The organism is Sphingobacterium sp. LZ7M1 (genome assembly GCF_024296865.1).
GTDB lineage: Bacteria > Bacteroidota > Bacteroidia > Sphingobacteriales > Sphingobacteriaceae > Sphingobacterium.
The window spans coordinates 1760717-1780436 of record NZ_CP101134.1; the positions used below are offsets into that span (position 1 = coordinate 1760717).

General features: G+C 39.9%; 12 protein-coding genes. 5 read left to right on the forward strand and 7 right to left on the reverse strand.

Going from position 1 to position 19720, the window contains the following annotated elements; translation table 11 throughout:
* Window positions 1–138 precede the first annotated feature (138 nt).
* Both NMK93_RS07530 and NMK93_RS07535 read left to right on the forward strand, forming a co-directional pair.
* Entirely contained in the window at window positions 139–1230 is a 1092-nt protein-coding gene (locus tag NMK93_RS07530) for a helix-turn-helix domain-containing protein (protein WP_254529187.1), read from the forward strand.
* A 180-nt stretch (window positions 1231–1410) separates the two neighbouring features.
* A complete protein-coding gene (locus NMK93_RS07535) occupies window positions 1411–1752 on the forward strand; it encodes a hypothetical protein (protein WP_254529188.1) in 342 nt (113 codons plus the stop codon).
* A gap of 21 nt (window positions 1753–1773) precedes the next feature.
* On the opposite strand, the gene NMK93_RS07540 is transcribed toward NMK93_RS07535, so the two are convergent.
* The 4 genes from NMK93_RS07540 to NMK93_RS07555 are packed head-to-tail and all read right to left on the reverse strand — an operon-like array spanning window position 1774 to window position 10067.
* On the reverse strand, window positions 1774–3663 hold the full coding sequence (locus NMK93_RS07540; RefSeq protein WP_254529189.1) for a CocE/NonD family hydrolase: 1890 nt from the start codon (window positions 3661–3663) through the stop codon (window positions 1774–1776).
* Window positions 3663–5645, reverse strand: a complete 1983-nt coding sequence (locus NMK93_RS07545) for a S9 family peptidase (protein ID WP_254529191.1) — start codon at window positions 5643–5645, stop codon at window positions 3663–3665. The genes NMK93_RS07540 and NMK93_RS07545 overlap by 1 nt, the downstream gene beginning before the upstream one ends.
* A 20-nt stretch (window positions 5646–5665) precedes the next feature.
* Complete coding sequence (locus NMK93_RS07550; protein WP_254529193.1) at window positions 5666–7072, reverse strand: RagB/SusD family nutrient uptake outer membrane protein; 1407 nt, start codon at window positions 7070–7072, stop codon at window positions 5666–5668.
* A gap of 10 nt (window positions 7073–7082) precedes the next feature.
* Window positions 7083–10067: a SusC/RagA family TonB-linked outer membrane protein gene (locus NMK93_RS07555; protein ID WP_254529195.1), complete on the reverse strand. Its 2985-nt coding sequence runs from the start codon at window positions 10065–10067 to the stop codon at window positions 7083–7085.
* A gap of 638 nt (window positions 10068–10705) precedes the next feature.
* On the opposite strand from NMK93_RS07555, the gene NMK93_RS07560 reads away from it, so the two are divergent.
* The 3 genes from NMK93_RS07560 (at window position 10706) to NMK93_RS07570 (ending at window position 16725) form a co-directional block, all read left to right on the forward strand.
* Window positions 10706–11101 carry a hypothetical protein gene (locus NMK93_RS07560; RefSeq protein WP_214648437.1) on the forward strand — a complete coding sequence of 132 codons (396 nt, stop codon included), beginning with the start codon at window positions 10706–10708 and terminating at the stop codon, window positions 11099–11101.
* A gap of 135 nt (window positions 11102–11236) precedes the next feature.
* A complete protein-coding gene (locus tag NMK93_RS07565; protein WP_254529198.1) occupies window positions 11237–15577 on the forward strand; it encodes a CusA/CzcA family heavy metal efflux RND transporter in 4341 nt (1446 codons plus the stop codon).
* A 2-nt stretch (window positions 15578–15579) separates the two neighbouring features.
* Window positions 15580–16725, forward strand: coding sequence for an efflux RND transporter periplasmic adaptor subunit (locus NMK93_RS07570; protein WP_254529201.1), 1146 nt, complete (start codon window positions 15580–15582; stop codon window positions 16723–16725).
* A 60-nt stretch (window positions 16726–16785) separates the two neighbouring features.
* On the opposite strand, the gene NMK93_RS07575 is transcribed toward NMK93_RS07570, so the two are convergent.
* From NMK93_RS07575 to NMK93_RS07585, 3 genes are read right to left on the reverse strand one after another with little or no spacing between them, the layout of a single operon-like run.
* Window positions 16786–18582: an amidohydrolase gene (locus NMK93_RS07575; protein ID WP_254529205.1), complete on the reverse strand. Its 1797-nt coding sequence runs from the start codon at window positions 18580–18582 to the stop codon at window positions 16786–16788.
* Window positions 18583–18601: 19 nt separating this feature from the next.
* The gene (locus NMK93_RS07580; RefSeq protein WP_185211731.1) at window positions 18602–19285 is read right to left on the reverse strand and encodes a YoaK family protein; all 684 of its coding nucleotides are present in this window, start codon (window positions 19283–19285) and stop codon (window positions 18602–18604) included.
* A 5-nt stretch (window positions 19286–19290) separates the two neighbouring features.
* Window positions 19291–19713, reverse strand: coding sequence for a DoxX family protein (locus NMK93_RS07585; protein ID WP_185217025.1), 423 nt, complete (start codon window positions 19711–19713; stop codon window positions 19291–19293).
* Window positions 19714–19720 lie beyond the last annotated feature (7 nt).

The following is a 19720-nucleotide window of genomic DNA, read 5'->3' on the forward strand; positions in this document are numbered from 1 at the left end:
AGTGGATTTATGTCTAAACAAATAGATTTTTGGATAAAAAAATTATCTCAAATTGTGAACATAACAATAAGTTTTGGGGTTTGGTTTGTTTTATTTTTCTTTAGGGTATAAATTAACCATCAAATTAATGATTAAAGGATGAACCTAGAATTGATCATAAAAGGAGCTCTTGTGGGCGGAATGTTTCTGTTAGCCTTTCTGAATTTTAGTAATGCCATCCGGGTAAATCGAAAAGCTAACCTATGGTTTGGCTTTTTTGTGTTACTATGGTCTACATTCTGGTTGGATGAATTGATCTTTCCGGATAATCAATTCACTAATTATTCTGCTTATATTCTGTTTCGTACTGTTCAGTTTTTTGTTCCCTTGAGCTTCCTGATAAGTGTATATTATTATACAAACCCTCAGTATAATTGGAAAGCGAAAGATAGTTTGTTATTTCTATTACCAATAGCTTTTCTGTCCATCCTTATCCTTGGAAAGGGAAATCCCCAAGGATTCTACAAACCGATATTGCTGTTGTTGTTTTTTATTCAAGCCTTGTTGTGTACAGTCTTGGCCTACCTCAAAGTGCGAAAACATCAGAAAGTTATACAGTCCTTTTCTTCGAATACCATGAATATTGATCTGAGATGGATAAAGTACATTATTTACTGCTGCATCATTTCTTCGGTCCTGATTTTAATCTATAACCTAGTATTCCCTGAAACTAACCTAAATATCATCATCAATTTATTTTTCATGGGCGTGCTCTATTTAGTTGCATTTTATTCCATGCGTCAGGGAGAAATTTACCCTAAAGGAATAGATGTTGACAAAACATTGGATATTGCTGATGAGGTAGATGGGGAGCAATCTGAGCATAAAATTAAATTATTGTCAGATGAAGATTTGATCCATTACAAAGAGGAGTTAAGTCAATTGATGATACAAGAGGAATTGTTTTTAGATAGTGAACTCAATTTATTGAAATTGGCAAATCGCTTAGGGATTACTGTACATCAATTGTCATACATTATTAATTCTGGATTTGGAATGAATTTCTTTCAATATATCAATCGGTTTCGGGTAGATAAAGCGAAAGAACTATTGGTTGATGAGACCATGATACCCTATAACATGATTTCAATTGGCTATGCTTCAGGCTTTAATTCCAAGACAGCCTTTAATACCGTTTTCAAAAATATAACCGGACTGACTCCAACTGAGTTCAGAAACTCTCGAAAATAAGGATATGCCCCTGTTATGTGGTGCCAATCTATAAACTTGAACACGTAAGTGTTAGAATACTAATGATTTAAGTAGTTAAGCTGATTTGTTGTTCTGATCTATAAGTCAAGACATTTTCAGCTTATTGATCGACTAATTTAGGCCTTGAACATTTTCATTTTAAGGATAAAGAATTAGTTTATGAAGTATTATCAAGAAATCGCTATCTATGCAGATCTAGAATTAATTCAAGAATTGTTGATCCGTTATGATCATATAGAGGTTTGGGAAAGGGGATTTGAGATATTTAAGGAATTGATAGTGGACGATAAGGAAAGCTGTATAATTCATTGGGATGTCGAAAAAAACATAGATTATACCTATCGGCTGAAAGAAAATATTTTGGGAACGAAACTGTGCCTAGAAGCGAATGGCTTGGAGGAAGATTTGGATGGGTTGGAAATTCAGTTTTATATGCAAAGAGCATTAAAGGGGATAAAAGAAAGAGCAGAGGAAAATTACTTCTTCTGCTCTAATGTTTAGTTCAATTAAATAGAATCTTTATTACGGTTGATAAACCTGGAGGCTAATAAATGATTTCTCGGTATTAGACCTGTAAATTCTTTGGGTATTTTTCTGGTAATCAGATTCTTTGGAATCATTGTATAGATCCATAAACTTACCAGGGTTGATATCAAGCATGGGGAACCATGATCCTTGAACCTGTACCATGATACGATGGCCCTTTTTGAAGGTGTGAAAGGCATCCGTCAGATCAAAGTTCAGTTTGGTTGGTTGGTTAGGAACCATAGGTTCAGGTTTCTCTAAACTGTTTCTGAACTTAGCACGGATTGGATCACCACGCAATAACATTTGGTATCCACCCATCTTGATTTTTTGAGGATTGTCTGCAGGGTCAGGTGCATCGTTTGGATAAACGTCGATGACCTTGACAATGAAATCTGCATCTGTTCCCGAGGTAGAAGCTACTAAATGTACGCCTATACTTCCAGCAATGGTCAAGTCTTCTTTAAGGGGTTCCGAAACGTAAACCAGTACATCCGGCCTTCTACTAGCAAACCTCTGGTCCTCAACCATCCAATCATTGCCGAATCTAGTGGTAATTTCTTGGGTAAAAGGCACTGGCTTTTTCGGGTCGTGGGTAAATTCATCAAAGTTATCCCTATCGGTTTTAGCATGTTCAGCTAGCTCGCCGTTAGGATTAAAATATAGGTTTTTTGTCTGTAAATCCTTTGGCGGCCATTGATCGAAATTATGCCATTTGTTGGCACCTGTATTGAAAGCCATTACCTGAGGAAGGTCCATTGATCCCTTTCCTTTCAGGTGATAATTATAGAATTTCAATTCCAGTTCCTGACGGTAGTACTCACCGGTATTGCTGTCCCAATAGATGTTGGCAGAGCGGTCTCCTTTTTGCGATGACCAGCTGCCGTGGTACCAAGGGCCTAAAATCAGGCGGTTTGAAGTGTTTTGGCTATGACTCTTGATACCTTGGTACACATAAAATGGTCCACGGATATCCTGCGCATCAAACCATCCGCCCACTGTCATAACTGCCGGTGTGATATTCTTTAAGTGCGGGCGTACGTTTCTGGATTTCCAAAACTCATCGTAAGTTGGGTGGTTTCGGTATTCCTCCCAATGGATGTTTTCCCCTTTGAAAAAGTTTTTGTTCAGATTTGAAAGCGGACCCTGGCGTAGCCAGAAGTCATATCCATCGGGTGTATCATACTGCATGTTTCCAGCAGGGTATTTTTTCAGAGGTACTGGTCTCTTAACACCAAAGTTGTTGATGAAATTGATGTTGTGCGGCATTAGAAAAGCGCCATTATGCACCATGTCGTCACCTTGCCATAGGTCTGCCATTGGTGCTGATGGCATAGCCGCCTTTAATGCAGGGTGGGCATCGATCATACCGGCTACAACATAAAAACCAGGGTAGGAGCCACCGTAAGTACCCACTTTTCCATTATTGCCCTTGATGTTTTTGACAAGCCAATCGATGCTATCGTAAGTATCCATGCTTTCATCCCATTTTTTAGGATCTGATTGATTGGGAGCCATCCAAGTAAATGTTCCTTCAGACATAAATCTTCCACGGACATCTTGACGAACGAAGATATAACCTTCACGAACCAACTCCATGGAAGGTCCAAAGCGACTGCCAGGGTAATTATCTTCACCATAAGGAGCGCAGCTATATGGTGTACGCATCATCAAGAAAGGGTATTTTTCTTTTTTGTCCTTTGGACTGTATACAACAGTAAATAACTTGACGCCGTCGCGCATACTGACCATATACTCCTTCTTGTCATAGTGTTCGCGGAAGTATATGGAATCTTGGTTGATTGCTTGCGCAATAGATTGCGAGCAAAAGATAGCGAGCATGAGAAATAGACTTACTGTCCATTTCGTTAATATTGATCTAGCCATTATTTTAGGTATTTGTCAAACCAAGCTAATAACTCCTTATTGTTGTGAAGCCTATTTTTTGGCTGCGCCATTCCATGGCCTTCATTCGGGTAACGAACGAAACGAGTAGGGATACCCACTTTTTTCAGTCCGATGAAGAATTCTTCAGCTTGGGTAATAGGAACATCCATATCGTTTTCTCCATGGACAATTAGGGTAGGGGTTTTCACTTTATTGATATGAGCCATTGGGGAGAAGTGCCATAAAAGGCTGTAATTGTCCCAAGGCATGCCATTAAATTCAGTTTCTATCAGATCCGGATAGATCGATGTTCCGTAGAAAGAAATGAGGTTGCTGACAGAAGCACTGGTTACTGCAGCCTTGAATCGATCTGTTTGAGTAACGACCCAATTGGTCATAAATCCACCGTAAGAACCACCTGTAACTCCCATTCTGTTTTTATCCAAGAAAGGGTGTTTTTCAAGGGCATAATCTAATCCTTTCATCAGGTCTAAATAATCTCCACCACCCCAGGCTTGGTAAGTACCGTCGGAAAATTTCTGTCCATAGCCCGTGGAACCTCTTGGATTGATAAAGACTACAGCATATCCTTTTCCAGTCAACACCTCTACGATGTCGGTATAGCTATAACCGAATGCCCCATGTGGACCACCATGAATGCGTTGGATAACTGGGACCTTTGTGCATGGAGGAATGTTAGCTGGATAGGCAATAAATCCTTGGACATTGACGCCATCATGTGATTTGAACCAGAAGCTTTCTTTTTTGGAAAGGTCCTTGTCTTTTAACCAATTGCTAGATTCGTTAGTCAATTGTGTAATAGTTTTACCTTCATTATCAGATATATATACTTCATTTGCTGAATTGAAATCTGACATGGTAAAGGAGATTCTCTTGTTGGAAACATTGACAGCTCCAACACTAGCTTCTTTATCGATTATCGGTGTGAATGTTTTACCGTCTATGTTTCCTTTGTACAAGACACGTTTTCCATGTCTTGGGAATCCAAAGTAAAAGTGCTTGCTATCATCCATCCATTCACCTCCACTCAGTCGTTCATCCAAATCAGTGGTTAGGCAAGTAACCTCCCCATTTGCGACCTGATATAGGTAAAGCTTAAGGTCTTCTGGGGAACTGTCTTTGGTGTTTAAGGGGCGGATCGTAGCTGGATAGAGGATGTATTTTCCATCTGGGCTCCAATTTGGGTTATGTTCAGTACCAATGGTATTTGTAATCTGTTTCACCTTGGAATTGGAAATGTCGACTATGAACAGGTCGTTGTTGTAATTATTATCTGGATCATCGGTATGATTTGATACGTAGGCAATTCTTTTAGAATCTGGTGCCCAAGTTAAAGAATGGCTATCAAACTTATCATCCGTCAATACCTTTACGGTTCCTGTTGCTACATCCACCAAGTGGATTTTTGTTAATACATTATCGGAGAAAGAAGTCCTGGATTTATAAAGGATCCTTTCGATTACTTTAGGAGATGCAGGGTCAATTTTGACTTGAGCCTTTTCAGCGTCTGCCCCCACGTATGCGATGTACTTTCCATCAGGGCTCCATGCGTAATTCTTCTTTGCAGAGTGGCCCAGGAAATGGTTGCTGGAATACACGGGGGCAACAAATTTTGGACTGTTGTCACTGTTTGTAATATAGAATATTCCGGATTGTCCATTGATATTACCACGGAAGGCCAGTTTACTGCCATCAGGAGACCATTGTGGGTCGCTGACCTGAGTCGCTACAGTTTCTTTTTTTCCTGATTTTATGTCGAGAATAATTAATTCCGATTGTACTTTATTGGCTTCCAAATTGGTTTTCGCTTGTACGTAAGCTAATTTTTCACCATTTGGAGATAATGCTTGCGCAGCAATGGAAGGCATAGAGAAACTAGTCTCTTCCGTTATTTTTTGTTGGGCTTGAAGGGAGCTGCCCATGTATACAGCTCCCATCAATAATAGATATTTTAACTTCATATAATTTGTCTTTTTTGATGTTATTTATTTTTATAAAGGTCCCAGTTCACTTCTGCTTGTGGTAGTGGGAATTGGGTAAATACCTTTCCTTTATCATAAGTCGCATCAATTGCTTCACTCATATTGGCATATAATAGACCTGGTCCTGTATAGCGTCTTACGTCTACCCAGCGGTGGCCAGCAGGTTCAGCCCAAAGGGAATACCTACGTTGGTATAGGATTTCCTTAAGCAGGCTGTTTTTGTCGGTAGGACCGGTGTATTTGCCAATGTTAGCTGCCTCGCGGATAATATCGATACTGGCAATGGCATTGGTAGTTTGTCCTAATTGGGCTTGAGCTTCAGCTTTGATCAAGATCAATTCTTCGTTTTTGATAAAAGTTACCGGCAAAGTATTGGTTGGATAGCGGTTGTCTTGGTATTCACCTGTCAATGCCACGGTGGAAGTGGTAACTACGAAAGGAGTAGTTAGTTTAAAGAACTTCTTGGCAACACGGCTGTCTCCAGGAGTAGCATCGGCGATCAGTCCAGGATTTACAACTCTAAGGTTTCCTGGGTTAGGGATATTTAAGGCCATGAACAAAGGATTGTTCAGGTCAGCACCGCTACTGAAAGTATGCTTAGGCCCTTCTTCTAGATTTCCGTTTTCAGCGATGAAAGAACCTGATAGTGCATCCAATGCACCCTGCCAATCTTTGCGATAGATTGCTAGTCGTGCAGAAATGGCGCGGTTGACCTTGGCTAAGCCCGCAGGGTTGTTGTAGCCCGAAAATCCAGTGCTTAATTTAAAAGGAAGAGTAGTGCCTGCCTTCTTTAGATCTTCGAAACCTGCATCCAGTTGTCCTTTAATGTAGGTTAAGGCTTCATCATAGGAAACAAAAGGGCCAGGGTTCAATTCATCTTTAACATCCACGCGGATACCATTTTGGTAAAGCCAGTTGGCAGGGATCATGTATTGGTAGCCCATAATGGTTTTTGCAAAACCTGAAACAGCAGCTTTTTCTGTTTCATTCATTTTGTCGGTATTGGCCAAGGCATCCAAAATCAGGTTTGCCTGATTGATGGCACCGTAAGGAGAGGCATAAGAACCACCACCGGTTGTTCCATAGCCGAAGACATTGGAGTTTAGGGTGTAGTCGTTAAGGCCTAACCATTCGGTCATGTTGCGGGTATCCGATGAGTTCAATAACCAGATTTCACGACCTAAGCTGGCCCAGCCATTCGTTACGTTGGAAACATAATCGCGGTGTCTGGATTCTAAGCCCGTTACCAAATATTGGATCTGTTGAGGAGTTGCATTGTTGTTGACCGAAGCAACCGATGGGTTGTTTGGATCTATCATGGACTCAATGTCAAATGGGTTGCAAGAAGCAAGCAGACAAAGTGACGAGAGCATGAATATCGTATTTTTTAATGTTGTCGTTTTCATGATAATAAGGTTAAAAATCTAGGCTAAGGTTTAAGAAAAATCTGCGTGCACTTGGGTATGGACCAACATCGATATTGTTGGCAAGGCCATTTCCAAATGTTGAAGTTTCAGGATCATAACCCGAATATTTGCTTATCATTACTAGGTTGTTGCCCGAGATACCTGCTCTAAAGCGTTGTACTTTGTTTTTGAACAGTCTTTGGGTAACCTCAGATGGCATGCTATAGTATAAACCAACCTCTCTTAATTTGATGTAAGAAGCATCTTCTACGAATCGACCGGCATTGTTGAATGGTTCTGGTTCTCTTTGTTTACCATTCGGGATACCATCACCGTTTCTATCACCGAACCAATCTTTTGAGTTACCACCTTCATCCAAGTTTAGGTTAGTTAAGTTGACATTGTAGCCACCTTTTTTCCAATCAAACAAGAAAGAGAAGTCAAAGTTTTTGTAGATGGTCAAGTTGTTGCTGAAACTCATGTTGAATTTCGGTTGGGAGTTGCCCCAAACCGTGTATTCACCTGGGTTGATCTGTGGAGTTCCTACGATAGTTCCTAGCTTTTCGCCTTCTTTCATCAGGAATGTTCCGTAACTAACGCCGAATCCACCAGTGGTATAGGTAGGGATTCCCAGTTTACTAATGGTAATATCGTTTTTCCAGAACATCAATCTACTGTTCCATTTAAAGTTTTCCCTTTCGAATGGAGTACCGGACAGGCTTAACTCGATACCTTTGTTGCTCAGTTCAGCAAGGTTGCTGGAAGTTGAAGTAAATCCCGATGAAGGTGAAAGGTTCAATGGCTGGATGTTGTTTGCGGTATTTTTGATGTAATAGGTCGCTTCCAAGGAAAGTCTATTTTTCAAAATTCCGACATCCACACCGAATTCCAATTCTTTAGCGGTTTCAGGAAGGATGTTCACATTTCCTACAATGGTAGAAAGGGATGAACCCAATAAACCGCCAATGTTCACACCAACCAAAGAGGAATAGGTTGCCCCAAAAGCTACTGGACCAGCAGTCTCACCGTAGGCAATCCTTGGTTTCAATTGAGAAATGAAGTGGTCTCTTAGGAAGTCGAAACTTGTTAAGTTCATCGCTAAGGATGCCTTAGGGAATGCAAATAATTTATTTGGATTGCCATTTAAAGAGGACTTATCAAAACGGACACCAAGGGTACCTATGATCTTATCTTCAAAGTTTGCTTCCTGTTGTAAGAAGATACCAGCTTCCTGAGTTCTCATAAAGAACTGGTTGAAGATAGTCTGAACAGCAGCTTGTTTAACATTTTTCTGAAGCGGCGCCAAACCTTGACCTCTTACAAATAGCAAGTCATCTTTGAAATCCAATCTTACCATACCTACCTGAGAGTTCATGTACACACGTTTCAGGTTGAAGTTGTAAACCAAGGCAGCCTGTAAGTTTGTATTGAAACTCTCTTGCTTGCCGTTCATGATATCACCAGGATTGGCAATACTACGTTGGTATTGTAAATCTTCTGGCAGGTGGATGTTTGTTGTATTCTGTAAATAGTCTAGACCACCATTCAACACGAATTTCATATAACTGCTTTCCCCTTTGAATAGATCTATGCCTAAGTTGAAAGAACTGATTGATCTGTTTACCAAGGAATTGTTGGTTGATTTATCCGTTAGGGCAATAGGGTTTTCAGTAAAGTATGGGTTGTCAGGGTAAGTACCATCAGGACGTTGTCTCAGGTCGTAGTAATTTGGCGTTGCAGCGATGGCATAGCCAATACTTGCTCCGGTCCTGTTTTGGTTACCAGTAAATCCGCGATCGGTATTGGAGCGGATATAGCTAGAATTTACAGACAATTGGATGGCATTTGTGATCTTTTGGTCGATGTTTGCACGCACGGTATACCTTTGGAATCCTGTGTTTTTAATCAATCCGTTTTCATCATTGATACCACCGGCAACAAAGAATTTTGTTTTTTCTGTACCGCCGGAAACATTTAAACGAGTGTTGCTTGAAAAGCGCTGATGATCATAGAAGTAATCTTCGTAGTTCACAAAGCTATTGTTTGCTTTAGCTTCGCGGAATCTTTCCAGTTCAAGGTTTCTACGATTTGTTTGGCTTTGGGTGGTACCACCATAGAAATAATTGATTTTTTCTTCGGACCAATCATCATAGCCCAGAAGCTTAAGAGGAGTTGTTAGACCAAAGTCCTCCGAGATTGATACTTTCGTACGGCCTTCTTTACCTTTTTTGGTGGTAATAATGATTACCCCAGCATTGGCACGGGTTCCGTAAATCGCAGCGGCAGAAGGACCTTTAAGGATTTCGATGTTTTCGATTTCATCGGGGTTAATGTCGGCAAGGCGGTTTGAACCATCATCTTGTGTTGAGTTACCAGCGCCATTTACAGTTGCTCTACCGGTTGATTGGGTAGAGTTGTTCACATAGACCCCATCTAAGATGATCAAAGGTTGAGAGGCACCAACAAGGCTTGAAAGCCCTCTTAACTGTATGGACATACCACCACCTGGAGCTCCAGAGTTAGAACGGATGTTTGCACCCGTTACTTTACCGTACAGAGCTGCATCGGTCGTTTGAGGTTTAGTCACACCAGTCAGTTCAGCGGCATTCACCGAACTAACAGCATTTGCTAAGTTTTTTCTTTTGATAGAGGAAGCCAAACCGGTAACAACGACCTCATTCAAGGTATTGTTCATGTTTTCCTGCATCTTGATGACAAGGTTGTTGCTTGCAGCAGAGACCTGGACTTCTTGATCTTCAAATCCTACCATTGTAAAGAGGATGGTAGCGGGAAGTTTTGGGGCATTGATGGAGAAATTTCCATTGTTGTCAGAGACACCACCAATTCGGGTGTCTTTAATCCTTACACTGACATTCGAGAGTGCTGAACCTGAAAGTTCATCAACCACCTTTCCTGAGATGGTTGTCTGGGCATAAGTCAATTGAACAAGACTAAGCCAAAAGAAAAGCACATAGAGCAGCTTATGTTTCTTCATAAGATTGATTAATTAGGGTTAGTTTTTAGGTTAAAAAAAGTAATAATTACTAGAAAATTTTCTAGAAAAAGGCTACGGCTAAATTCGGTTTGTTAAGGTCTCAGGCGGTAAAACTAATTTAATTGGAACAGCTTTACAATTTAGAATTATTGTTGTCACTACTTTGTTACCAATGCCTGATTTGTTATCAATGTTTTTACAGAATACGAAATTAATTGGCAAATAATTAAAGATTCAACAATTTTATTTAAAAGTCCATAAAGAATGTAGACTATGTAAAATATGACAATCCTTGTTCCAAAGTGAATAAATTGGTCTGATCGTCTGATTTTCCTTGTTGAAAATTGATGATAAAATCATCAAATCTTTCTTAGTTCAAAAATAAATTTTTAGGCAAACACTTTTTTATAATTTCGCTATTGATAATTGGTAGTTAATTTTCTGCATAAGAGCTTGTTAGGTATTTTTGTGCTATCTATGAAATAAACAATAAATGGTAAAGAATCTGAACAGGATCAATAAATATTAGGATAAGATTACAGAAAAGGGTCTGAGGATTCCTAATCGCCTTATTTTGAACAGATTTAAATTATTGAACCCTACAATTATTAAAAACAATGTTTCTTAAATTTGATTTAATGAAAAAGCAGTTCGCCATATTGTTTCTATTTCTATACGTTTTTTCGACAACGGAAATAAGTCAATTGTTGAAATTACCTATTCTAATAGAGCATTATTTTGAACATAAAGAAAAAAGCTATGATCTCAGCTTTTCTGATTTCTTAGTATTGCATTACAACGAAGACCATTTCAAAGGTCACGCTCATGACGAAGATTATGATCAGGATAAAAGGCTTCCTTTTATGCTTCATAGTTCAACCTTAAGTTTTGTATTTATTTCACCAACAAGTATAAATCTTGAAGTAATAGACAAGGCTTATATCGAGAAGGAAAAGACCTTTCCTTTTGAAAATGAATTTTTAATAAATCACATTTACCTCTCGTCCATTTGGCAGCCGCCAAAGGCTTGTTAATCTTTCCGCCTAATATCGGTTTGTAATCACATTCTTGGGTAACCATGTCCAGATCTTTAAGGAATTGGGGGTTTCAAGGGGGTTACAGACTAGGCTTGAGTTTCATTTTTTTTAAAGATTAACAGAATCCAGATTATGCTTACAAGAATTATTGAGTATTCCGTAAGGAATAAGCTCATTATCGCACTCTTGGTATTGGGGCTTATCGCGGTGGGGTCATATCAGCTTACTAGGCTGCCCATTGACGCAGTTCCAGACATTACCAATAATCAAGTGCAGGTTATTACAGTAGCCCCATCATATGGCGCAACTGATATTGAACGTTTGATTACCTTTCCAATTGAACAGGCCAACAACAATATTTCCGGCAGAAAGGAAATACGGAGTTTTTCGAGGTTTGGCCTTTCCTTAGTGACCATCGTTTTTGAAGATCATGTTGATATCTATTGGGCCAGGCAGCAAGTTGCTGAGCGTCTCCAAAAAGTGCAGCAGGAGATTCCTGCGGAAATAGGAATACCTGAGCTAGGTCCAATATCGACGGGTCTTGGCGAAATATATCAGTATGTAATCCGGGCCAAGACAGGCTATGAACGGAAGTTCAATGTGACAGAATTGAGAACTATCCAGGATTGGGTGGTTAGGCGACAGCTTTTAGGAGTACAAGGCGTTGCAGAAGTAAGCAGCTTTGGCGGCAAATTGAAGCAATATGAAATTGCTGTAAATCCAGATAAATTGAATGCTTATGGAATCACCATTCATGATGTTTTCCAAGCCTTGAATGATAACAATCAGAATACAGGTGGTTCCTATATTGAGAAAGGTCCGACGGTTTTATATATCCGTAGTGAAGGCCTTGTTAATTCCATTATGGATATTGAAAATATAGCCATCAACAAGGAGTCTGAAGTTCCATTATTTATCAGAGATGTAGCGGAGGTAAAGATTGGTTATGCCACACGTTATGGTGCCATGACTTATAATGATGAAGGCGAGGTGGCAGGCGCTGTGGTGATGATGCTAAAAGGAGCCAATAGCAGCCAAGTCATAAAGGAGGTAAAAAAGAAGGTTGCTGAAATCCAAAAAACACTACCTGAGGGCGTGCTGTTGGAACCTTTCTTGGACCGGACAAAGATGGTCAACAATGCGATAAACACCGTTGAAACCAATCTTTTGGAAGGTTCCTTGATTGTCGTTTTTGTGTTGGTGCTATTTTTAGGAAATATAAGAGCAGGCTTTTTAGTTGCTTCAGTCATTCCTCTTGCCATGCTGTTTGCCATCTGTATGATGAACCTGTTCTCGGTCAGTGGCAACCTGATGAGTTTAGGGGCCTTAGATTTTGGGCTCATCATTGATGGTGCAGTTATCATTGTTGAAGCGGTCATGCATCAACTGAGCAAAAATGCGAAATTCCAAGAATTGACCAATATACCGAACAAAAAGATGGATTCTATTGTGGTGGATTCAGCGGGTAAAATGATGAATTCTGCGGTATTCGGTCAGGTCATTATCTTGATTGTTTATCTTCCGATATTGACCTTAGAAGGCATAGAAGGGAAAATGTTTAAACCAATGGCAGAGACGGTTGCTTTTGCGTTATTGGGGGCATTTCTTCTCTCCTTAACTTATATCCCTATGATGAGTTCGGTTTTGTTAAAGAAAAGACAGCTAAAACCTTCCTTTTCGGACCGAATGATGAAAAAGATGGAAGCTCTATATCAAAGAATCCTATTTAAAGTATTGAGGTTGCCCAAACTTATCTTTTCCATTGTTCTAATCCTATTTGCAATATCGATATGGATTTTAAGTCGGATGGGAGGAGAATTTATTCCTTCTCTGGAAGAAGGAGATTTTGCTGTTGACACCAGGATATTGCCCGGAAGTAATCTGAATACCACCATTGAAAGCGTCACAAAGGCAGCGAAAATCTTAAAAACCAACTTTCCGGAAGTAGAAAAGGTAGTTACAAAAATAGGTAGTGGGGAAGTGCCAACCGATCCGATGCCGATGGAAGCCTCCGATATGATGGTTATCTTAAAAGACAAAAAGGAATGGACATCAGCCAGGACCTTTCCAGAAATGGCAGACAAGATGGCAAAGGCATTGGAGGATGTGCCGGGTATAACCGTTGGTTTCCAATACCCGGTGCAGATGCGCTTCAATGAGCTGATGACGGGTGCTAGACAGGATGTAGTGCTCAAAATATTTGGCGATGACCTCGATTCCTTAATGGAAAGTGCCAAGAAGATCGGAAAGATTATCAATGAAGTTGAAGGAACTCAGAATTTATATATAGAGCCTATATCGGGATTATCCCAAGTGCTGGTAAAGTTTAACAGACCTGTCATAGCACAATATCATCTTTCCATTGCAGAAATCAACAAGGTCATCAATGCTGCCTTTGCAGGGCAGCAATCAGGTCAGTTTTTCGAAGGGGAGAAGAGGTTCGACATCGTAGTGAGATTGAACCAGGATCTACGACAAAACCTTCGACAGGTTCAGGATCTCCTTATACCCACGAAAGAAGGAGTGCAGATTCCTTTGTCCAAATTAGCAACCGTGGACATCGTCCAAGGACCCAATCAAATTCAGCGAGAGAATGCGCAAAGAAGGATTGTGGTGGGTTTTAATATTAAGGATCGGGATGTTCAGAGTATTGTTGAGGAACTTCAAGGTAAAGTGGAACAACAGATTAAGCTTCCGGCTGGTTATTCCATTTCCTATGGTGGTTCTTTCGAGAATTTGAATAATGCAAAAGGTAGATTGATGATTGCTGTACCAATAGCCTTAGCGTTGATTTTTATCCTGTTGTTTTTGGCTTTTAAGTCAATCAAAGAAAGCCTTCTGATCTATACGGCGATACCCTTGTCTATTATTGGAGGGGTGTTTCTTTTGGCATTCCGGGGGATGCCGTTCAGTATCAGTGCTGGGGTTGGGTTTATCGCTTTGTTTGGTGTGGCTGTTTTGAATGGAATTGTGTTGATCTCGGAGTTCAATAGGTTGAAGAAAAAAGGCATTAGGAATATTGTCAGGATTGTGATTGATGCTGGCGAAAGCCGTTTGCGACCCGTCTTGATGACTGCTAGTGTCGCTTCATTGGGATTTATCCCAATGGCAATCAGTTCAGGAGCTGGTGCAGAAGTTCAAAGACCCTTGGCAACCGTGGTCATTGGAGGCTTGATGGTTGCAACTTTGCTGACACTGTTTGTTCTTCCATTGCTTTATGTCACCATTGAAAATGGATTTAAAAGAAAGATTAAAAAGCCTGAAATATTAGTTATCATTTTATTGTTCATGAGTTCCTTTTTAGGTAATCAGCTTAATGCACAGACTCCTATTTCACTAGAGGATGCCATGCAATTGGCCATAAAAGAAAATCGCAATATTAAACTAGAGAAACTAAAATCTGACTATGCAAAAAGTTTGATAAAGACAGCTAGCTACGATATTCCTCAGTTTGGGATCAATTCTGAATACGGCCAGGTCAATAGTGCCAATACGGATATCCGATTGAATGCCTCACAAAGCATTGCCTTCCCAACGGTTTACAGCAAACAAAAAGGCTTATTTACTGAGGAATGGAAGAAAAGTGAATTGTATATTGACATGAAAGAATATGAGTTGAAGAAAGCCGTTTCCTTGACTTACTATGAGATGTTGTTCTGGAAGGACAAGATAAAGCTTTTAGAAAGCTATCAACAGCTGTATTCTAAGATGGCGGAGAAAGCAACCTTGCGTAAGAAGGCTGGAGAAAGCAATATATTGGAACTAAGTACAGTGGAGAACCAAAGGTCATCGATTGGTGTTCAGGTCATGCAAATACAACAGGAGCTTGATATGTTGCTTAAGCGTTTTAACTGGCTTCTCAATTCCAATTCAGCATTCACGGTGATAGATGAAGCTCATGCAAAACTTGCTTTTCAAGAGGGTCAAGATAACCCTCAAATAAGTCTATTGGAACAAGAAGTTGTCATTTCTGCTAAACAGGTTGAATTGGAGAAATCTAGGCTATTGCCAGAATTGACACTAGGGTATAGTTTGAATAGTTTCAAAGGGATTGGTCCAAACGATATCTATTACAATGCCGTTCCAAGGTTTCATTCTGTACAGTTCGGGATAGGCTTGCCCATTTTCTCCTCAGGACAAAGGGCCAAAGTGAAAGCATCAAGGATATCAGAAAACATAGCAGAGAGCAATCTTCAAAACTTCAGATACAGCATGGAAGTTCAAAGGGAGCAGCTAAATATTGCTTATCAAAATTCCTTAAAGATTGTCAATCAGTTTGAATCAAGTGATTTAAGGCATGCCCAAATAATTTTGGAAACTGCCCAAAGTCAATTTAATAATGGAGAGATCAATTACTTGGAATACGTGATGCTTTTAAATCAAACCGTACTGGTAAACAATAATTACCTAGATGCTTTGTGGAAGCTCAATGAAGCTGTCATTCAATACAAATTTCTTCTTCTAAATCTATGATCATGAAAATTATAAAATCAATTTATTTATATATATCCTTAATCCTGATGAGCATCATGTTTGCATGTTCAACGAAGGTAAGCGAACAGCAAAGTGTGGCAAACAAAGCAGAAGAGGATCTAGTCATTTTAACGGACGCACAACTAAAAAATGCAGGCATCGAAGAAATGGAAATCTCCGATCAGCAGATTTCAGTGATGTTAAAAATGAATGGCAAGATTGATGTGCCTCCACAAAACTTAATATCCATCAGCGCACCTTTAGGAGGATATTTAAAGCAAACAGATTTAGTGACAGGTAAGAAGGTGGCCAAAGGGCAGGTTCTTGCCATATTGGAAAATCCACAGTTTATACAGTTGCAACAAGATTATTTGACTGCAAAATCGAAGTATAACTTTGCCAATCTCGATTATATCCGTCAGCGAGACTTGAACCAAGCCCAAGCGAGTAGCGACAAGGTTATGCAAGCTGCAAAATCTGAAATGGAAAACCAACAAGTTCTTATGAACACAATTGCACAGCAATTGAGGATGGTCCATATAGATCCTAATCAAATAAGCTCAACTAATATTGTCAATCATGTTGCTGTGTATAGTCCGATTAATGGATATGTCAGTAGAGTCAATGTAAATATCGGGAAGTATTTAAGTCCCACCGATGTCCTTTTCGAATTGATCAATCCCAGCAATATTCATCTCAGCATTAAAGTTCTGGAGAAAGACTTGGAAAAATTAAAGGTTGGACAGGATTTAGTAGCCTATTCAAATCTAGATCCTCAGACTAGATACCCAGCAAAGATCCAATTGCTGGGGGCCATAATTGACGAAAATGGATTGGCAGATGTTCAATGTCAGTTTACCCAAAAGAACCTCAATTTAGTTCCGGGTACTTACATGAATATAGAAATTGTATCACAGACTGCTTTTTCAAAAGCATTGCCCGAAGAAAGCATCGTAGATTACAAGGGACAGAATTTTGTATTTGTTCATGAAGGCAAGAATACCTACCGCATGGTAGCAGTTTCTTTAGGCGAGTCAGATAAGGGATTCGTACAGGTGTTAAATGCACAGGATTTTTCGCAGAAGAAGGTTGTCAGCAAGAATGCCTATACGCTTTTGATGAAATTAAAGAATACCGAAGAAGAATAGTGAAGAACAGGAATTAAAAAATGAGCTGTCCATCTCGACAGCTCATTTTTTCAAGACTGATTAATTTTCTTGGTAACCACCATAATATTTAACTGGGCTCCATGCGGGAATCACTTCCAGTTTTTCTTTGCTGAATGCTTTGAACTGATCATCTGCATATACTATTTTCCCATCTACGATGGTTAAGTTAGATTTTAGTTTTTTGATATCATCTTCAGGAATGGTAAAATAATCCTGATCCAAAATGGTCAAATCCGCATAATAACCTGGTTTTAGCAAGCCTTTTTCATTGCTTTGTTTGATAAGGTCGTAGCCACCTTTTGTCATAAGCTCAAGGGCCAGTGTGCGGTCCAATCGATTTTCCTTTTGTAGGATTTCGGTATTTCCAACCGTCTTTCCAGAGACCAACCAATGGATTGCCAACCAAGGGTTGAAAGATGAGACCCGGGTGGCATCGGTGCCTAATCCGACAGGGATTCCCATTTCTAGGATTTTATGGATGGGTGGCGCTTGATTCGCAGCCTTCTTGCCATACCTTCTGATAAAATTCTCACCTTGGAAAGACATCCTATTTTGAATGGCAATCCCTCCATTTAATGCTTTGATCCTATTTAGGTTTGCATCACTTACCGTTTCCGCATGGTCAAAAAACCAAACAAGGTCTCCCAATGGAATTTCCTCATTAACAGCTTCGATTACATCCAACATCCTTCCAATGGTTTCATCATAAGTAGCATGCAATCTGAATGGCCATTTATTGTTCACCAACAATCGGATTACGGGCAGCAATTGAGTTTCCATGGATTCTGGTAATTCCGGTCTAGGGAAAAGGAAGTTCTCAAAATCTCCGGCATCAGAGACGATATTCTCGCCGGCACCAGCTACATAATAATCTTTGGGTACCGCTGTTGCTTTTGGATGGATGCCCACATCAACCATGCCTACCCATTTGGTATAGTCATTCAGCTCTTCACCCTTTTTCTGGGCGAAAAGGTAATGTGGAAGTCGAATGCTGATCTTTCCTTCTTCATTCAATTTATCGGTTATGCTATAATCATCCGGATAGTTTTGGAAACCACCACCAGCATCCATAACAGAGGTGATGCCTAGGCGATTCAATTCTGTCATGTAAAGTAAGGTTGAATTTATCTTTTCTTCGTCACTCAGCTCGGGCAGTTTGGAAAGGGTGGAGTACAAGATAAAAGCATTGGGTTCTGCAAATAACATCCCAGTTGGATTTCCGTGTTTATCTTTCTCTATTAATCCTCCAGGAGGATTTTCACTCTCCGAGTTAAGTTTCAGGGCGGCAACCCCCGCTTTGTTTAAATACACTTTTCCGTAAAGATAAAGGACGAAAGTCGGTACATCGCCAGTAGCTTCATTGATTTCCTCAAGTGTAGGGAAGCGTTCTTCCTTAAACTGATTCGGAGACCAGCCACCAACAACTCGCACCCATTGGCCTTTTGGAGTCCGTTCGGCTTGTTCTTTTAACATCTGAAGTGCTCTTTCCAGAGTGCTCACTCCATCCCAGCGCAATTCGCTGTTGTAGAATCTGCCAGCTCGGATCACATGGGAATGGGAGTCAAAAAGACCAGGAATTACTGTTTTTCCTTTGGCATCTATTGTTTTGCTGGATTTTCCTTTCAACTTATTGATTTCAGCATTGCTGCCTAAGGCTAGGATTTTATTGCCTTTGATGGCGATAGCTTCAGCAGTGGGATTAGCTTTGTCCATGCTATGGACTTTCGCGTTATGGATAATAATATCTGCCTTCTCTTGTGCCGATAATTGCGAACTGCAAAAAACACAGAGTATAGTAAGGTAGGCAAGTGTGATGTAGTGATTGAATTTTCTCATGATAGATATGTTTAAGGAACTAACTGCTTGCAATTTTGGCTTTTGAAAAAAACAGGCTGTAATAGAGCAGGACCAATGTTGCCGGAATCAACAGGACGACTAAGCCATATTTTGCAGAAAGCAGGGCCCCAGAGATACAGCCAATCAAGAACCCGACAATTAATATGAGCATCCTCCAGAAACTTTTTCTGGCATCAACATCTTTTTCCTTGCCCATAAAGGCATGACAAAAATCCAATGTTGCCTTAGTCACATTTCCAGTCATCACCGTCGTTGGTCCAAAAGTAGATTTACCATAGAGTTTATTGATGGCATTTTTAATACCTAGAGCAAACACTACAACCAGCACTATTCCGAAATTCACTAACGATTCAATGGGATAATCTTTACCGATGAAATGCGCGAGCAGTCCCGAGATAGCTAATATGGTACCCATCACTAAATAAAGAGTACGTTCATTATTGATTTTGCTGTTAAGGTATCCCGTAAAATAAACAGCAACAATAAATACAGGAAAGGTCAGTAATATCCTGTAATCAGAAAGTTGCGGATTGTGGATCAACTTATTGGCAAAGACGACAAAGTTTCCCGTCACATGGGCAGAAAATACTTCATTTCCAGAAGTAAATGTTGCGGTATCGGCATAGCCGGCAACAAATACCAAAAGAAAATTAGCGATGATTTTTGAAATGTTGTTTTCCATGTTTTTTAATGTAGAAAGTTGTTTATGATCCAGTAGTCCACTGATTTGGTTCCTGCTCCAAATAATACCAGCAACAATAGAGAAAGACTGTACATAAAGGGCACATCTCTTTCTACCACACTATCTTTCCTGTGGATGACAAAGTATCCAATAGCCGTGATCATTAATGCTGGCAGCATAACTAAGCGGGTACCAAGCCCTATGACTCCTAATAATGGAAGATATAGGGTGGCGAATACTGAAATTAAATTATTCAGTTTTTGAGGCAAACCCAAAGGATTTGGGGTGTCGTGATGGCTGTCCGTTTTCTTTAGACCATGCACTCGCATCAGTTCGATCATCAATAACACCCTGAACCCAAGGAATACCCAATTGTTAAATTCTGATCCTAAATCAGAGTATAATAGTTTGGTTATTAGCTCTTGCATGGATATT

What these genes read in the sequence shown, in the direction of transcription:
- NMK93_RS07530 (WP_254529187.1), top strand. Translation starts at nt 139, where the DNA reads ATGAACCTAGAATTGATCATAAAAGGAGCTCTTGTGGGCGGAATGTTT.
- NMK93_RS07535 (WP_254529188.1), top strand. Translation starts at nt 1,411, where the DNA reads ATGAAGTATTATCAAGAAATCGCTATCTATGCAGATCTAGAATTAATT.
- NMK93_RS07540 (WP_254529189.1), bottom strand. Translation starts at nt 3,663, where the DNA reads ATGGCTAGATCAATATTAACGAAATGGACAGTAAGTCTATTTCTCATG.
- NMK93_RS07545 (WP_254529191.1), bottom strand. Translation starts at nt 5,645, where the DNA reads ATGAAGTTAAAATATCTATTATTGATGGGAGCTGTATACATGGGCAGC.
- NMK93_RS07550 (WP_254529193.1), bottom strand. Translation starts at nt 7,072, where the DNA reads ATGAAAACGACAACATTAAAAAATACGATATTCATGCTCTCGTCACTT.
- NMK93_RS07555 (WP_254529195.1), bottom strand. Translation starts at nt 10,067, where the DNA reads ATGAAGAAACATAAGCTGCTCTATGTGCTTTTCTTTTGGCTTAGTCTT.
- NMK93_RS07560 (WP_214648437.1), top strand. Translation starts at nt 10,706, where the DNA reads ATGAAAAAGCAGTTCGCCATATTGTTTCTATTTCTATACGTTTTTTCG.
- NMK93_RS07565 (WP_254529198.1), top strand. Translation starts at nt 11,237, where the DNA reads ATGCTTACAAGAATTATTGAGTATTCCGTAAGGAATAAGCTCATTATC.
- NMK93_RS07570 (WP_254529201.1), top strand. Translation starts at nt 15,580, where the DNA reads ATGAAAATTATAAAATCAATTTATTTATATATATCCTTAATCCTGATG.
- NMK93_RS07575 (WP_254529205.1), bottom strand. Translation starts at nt 18,582, where the DNA reads ATGAGAAAATTCAATCACTACATCACACTTGCCTACCTTACTATACTC.
- NMK93_RS07580 (WP_185211731.1), bottom strand. Translation starts at nt 19,285, where the DNA reads ATGGAAAACAACATTTCAAAAATCATCGCTAATTTTCTTTTGGTATTT.
- NMK93_RS07585 (WP_185217025.1), bottom strand. Translation starts at nt 19,713, where the DNA reads ATGCAAGAGCTAATAACCAAACTATTATACTCTGATTTAGGATCAGAA.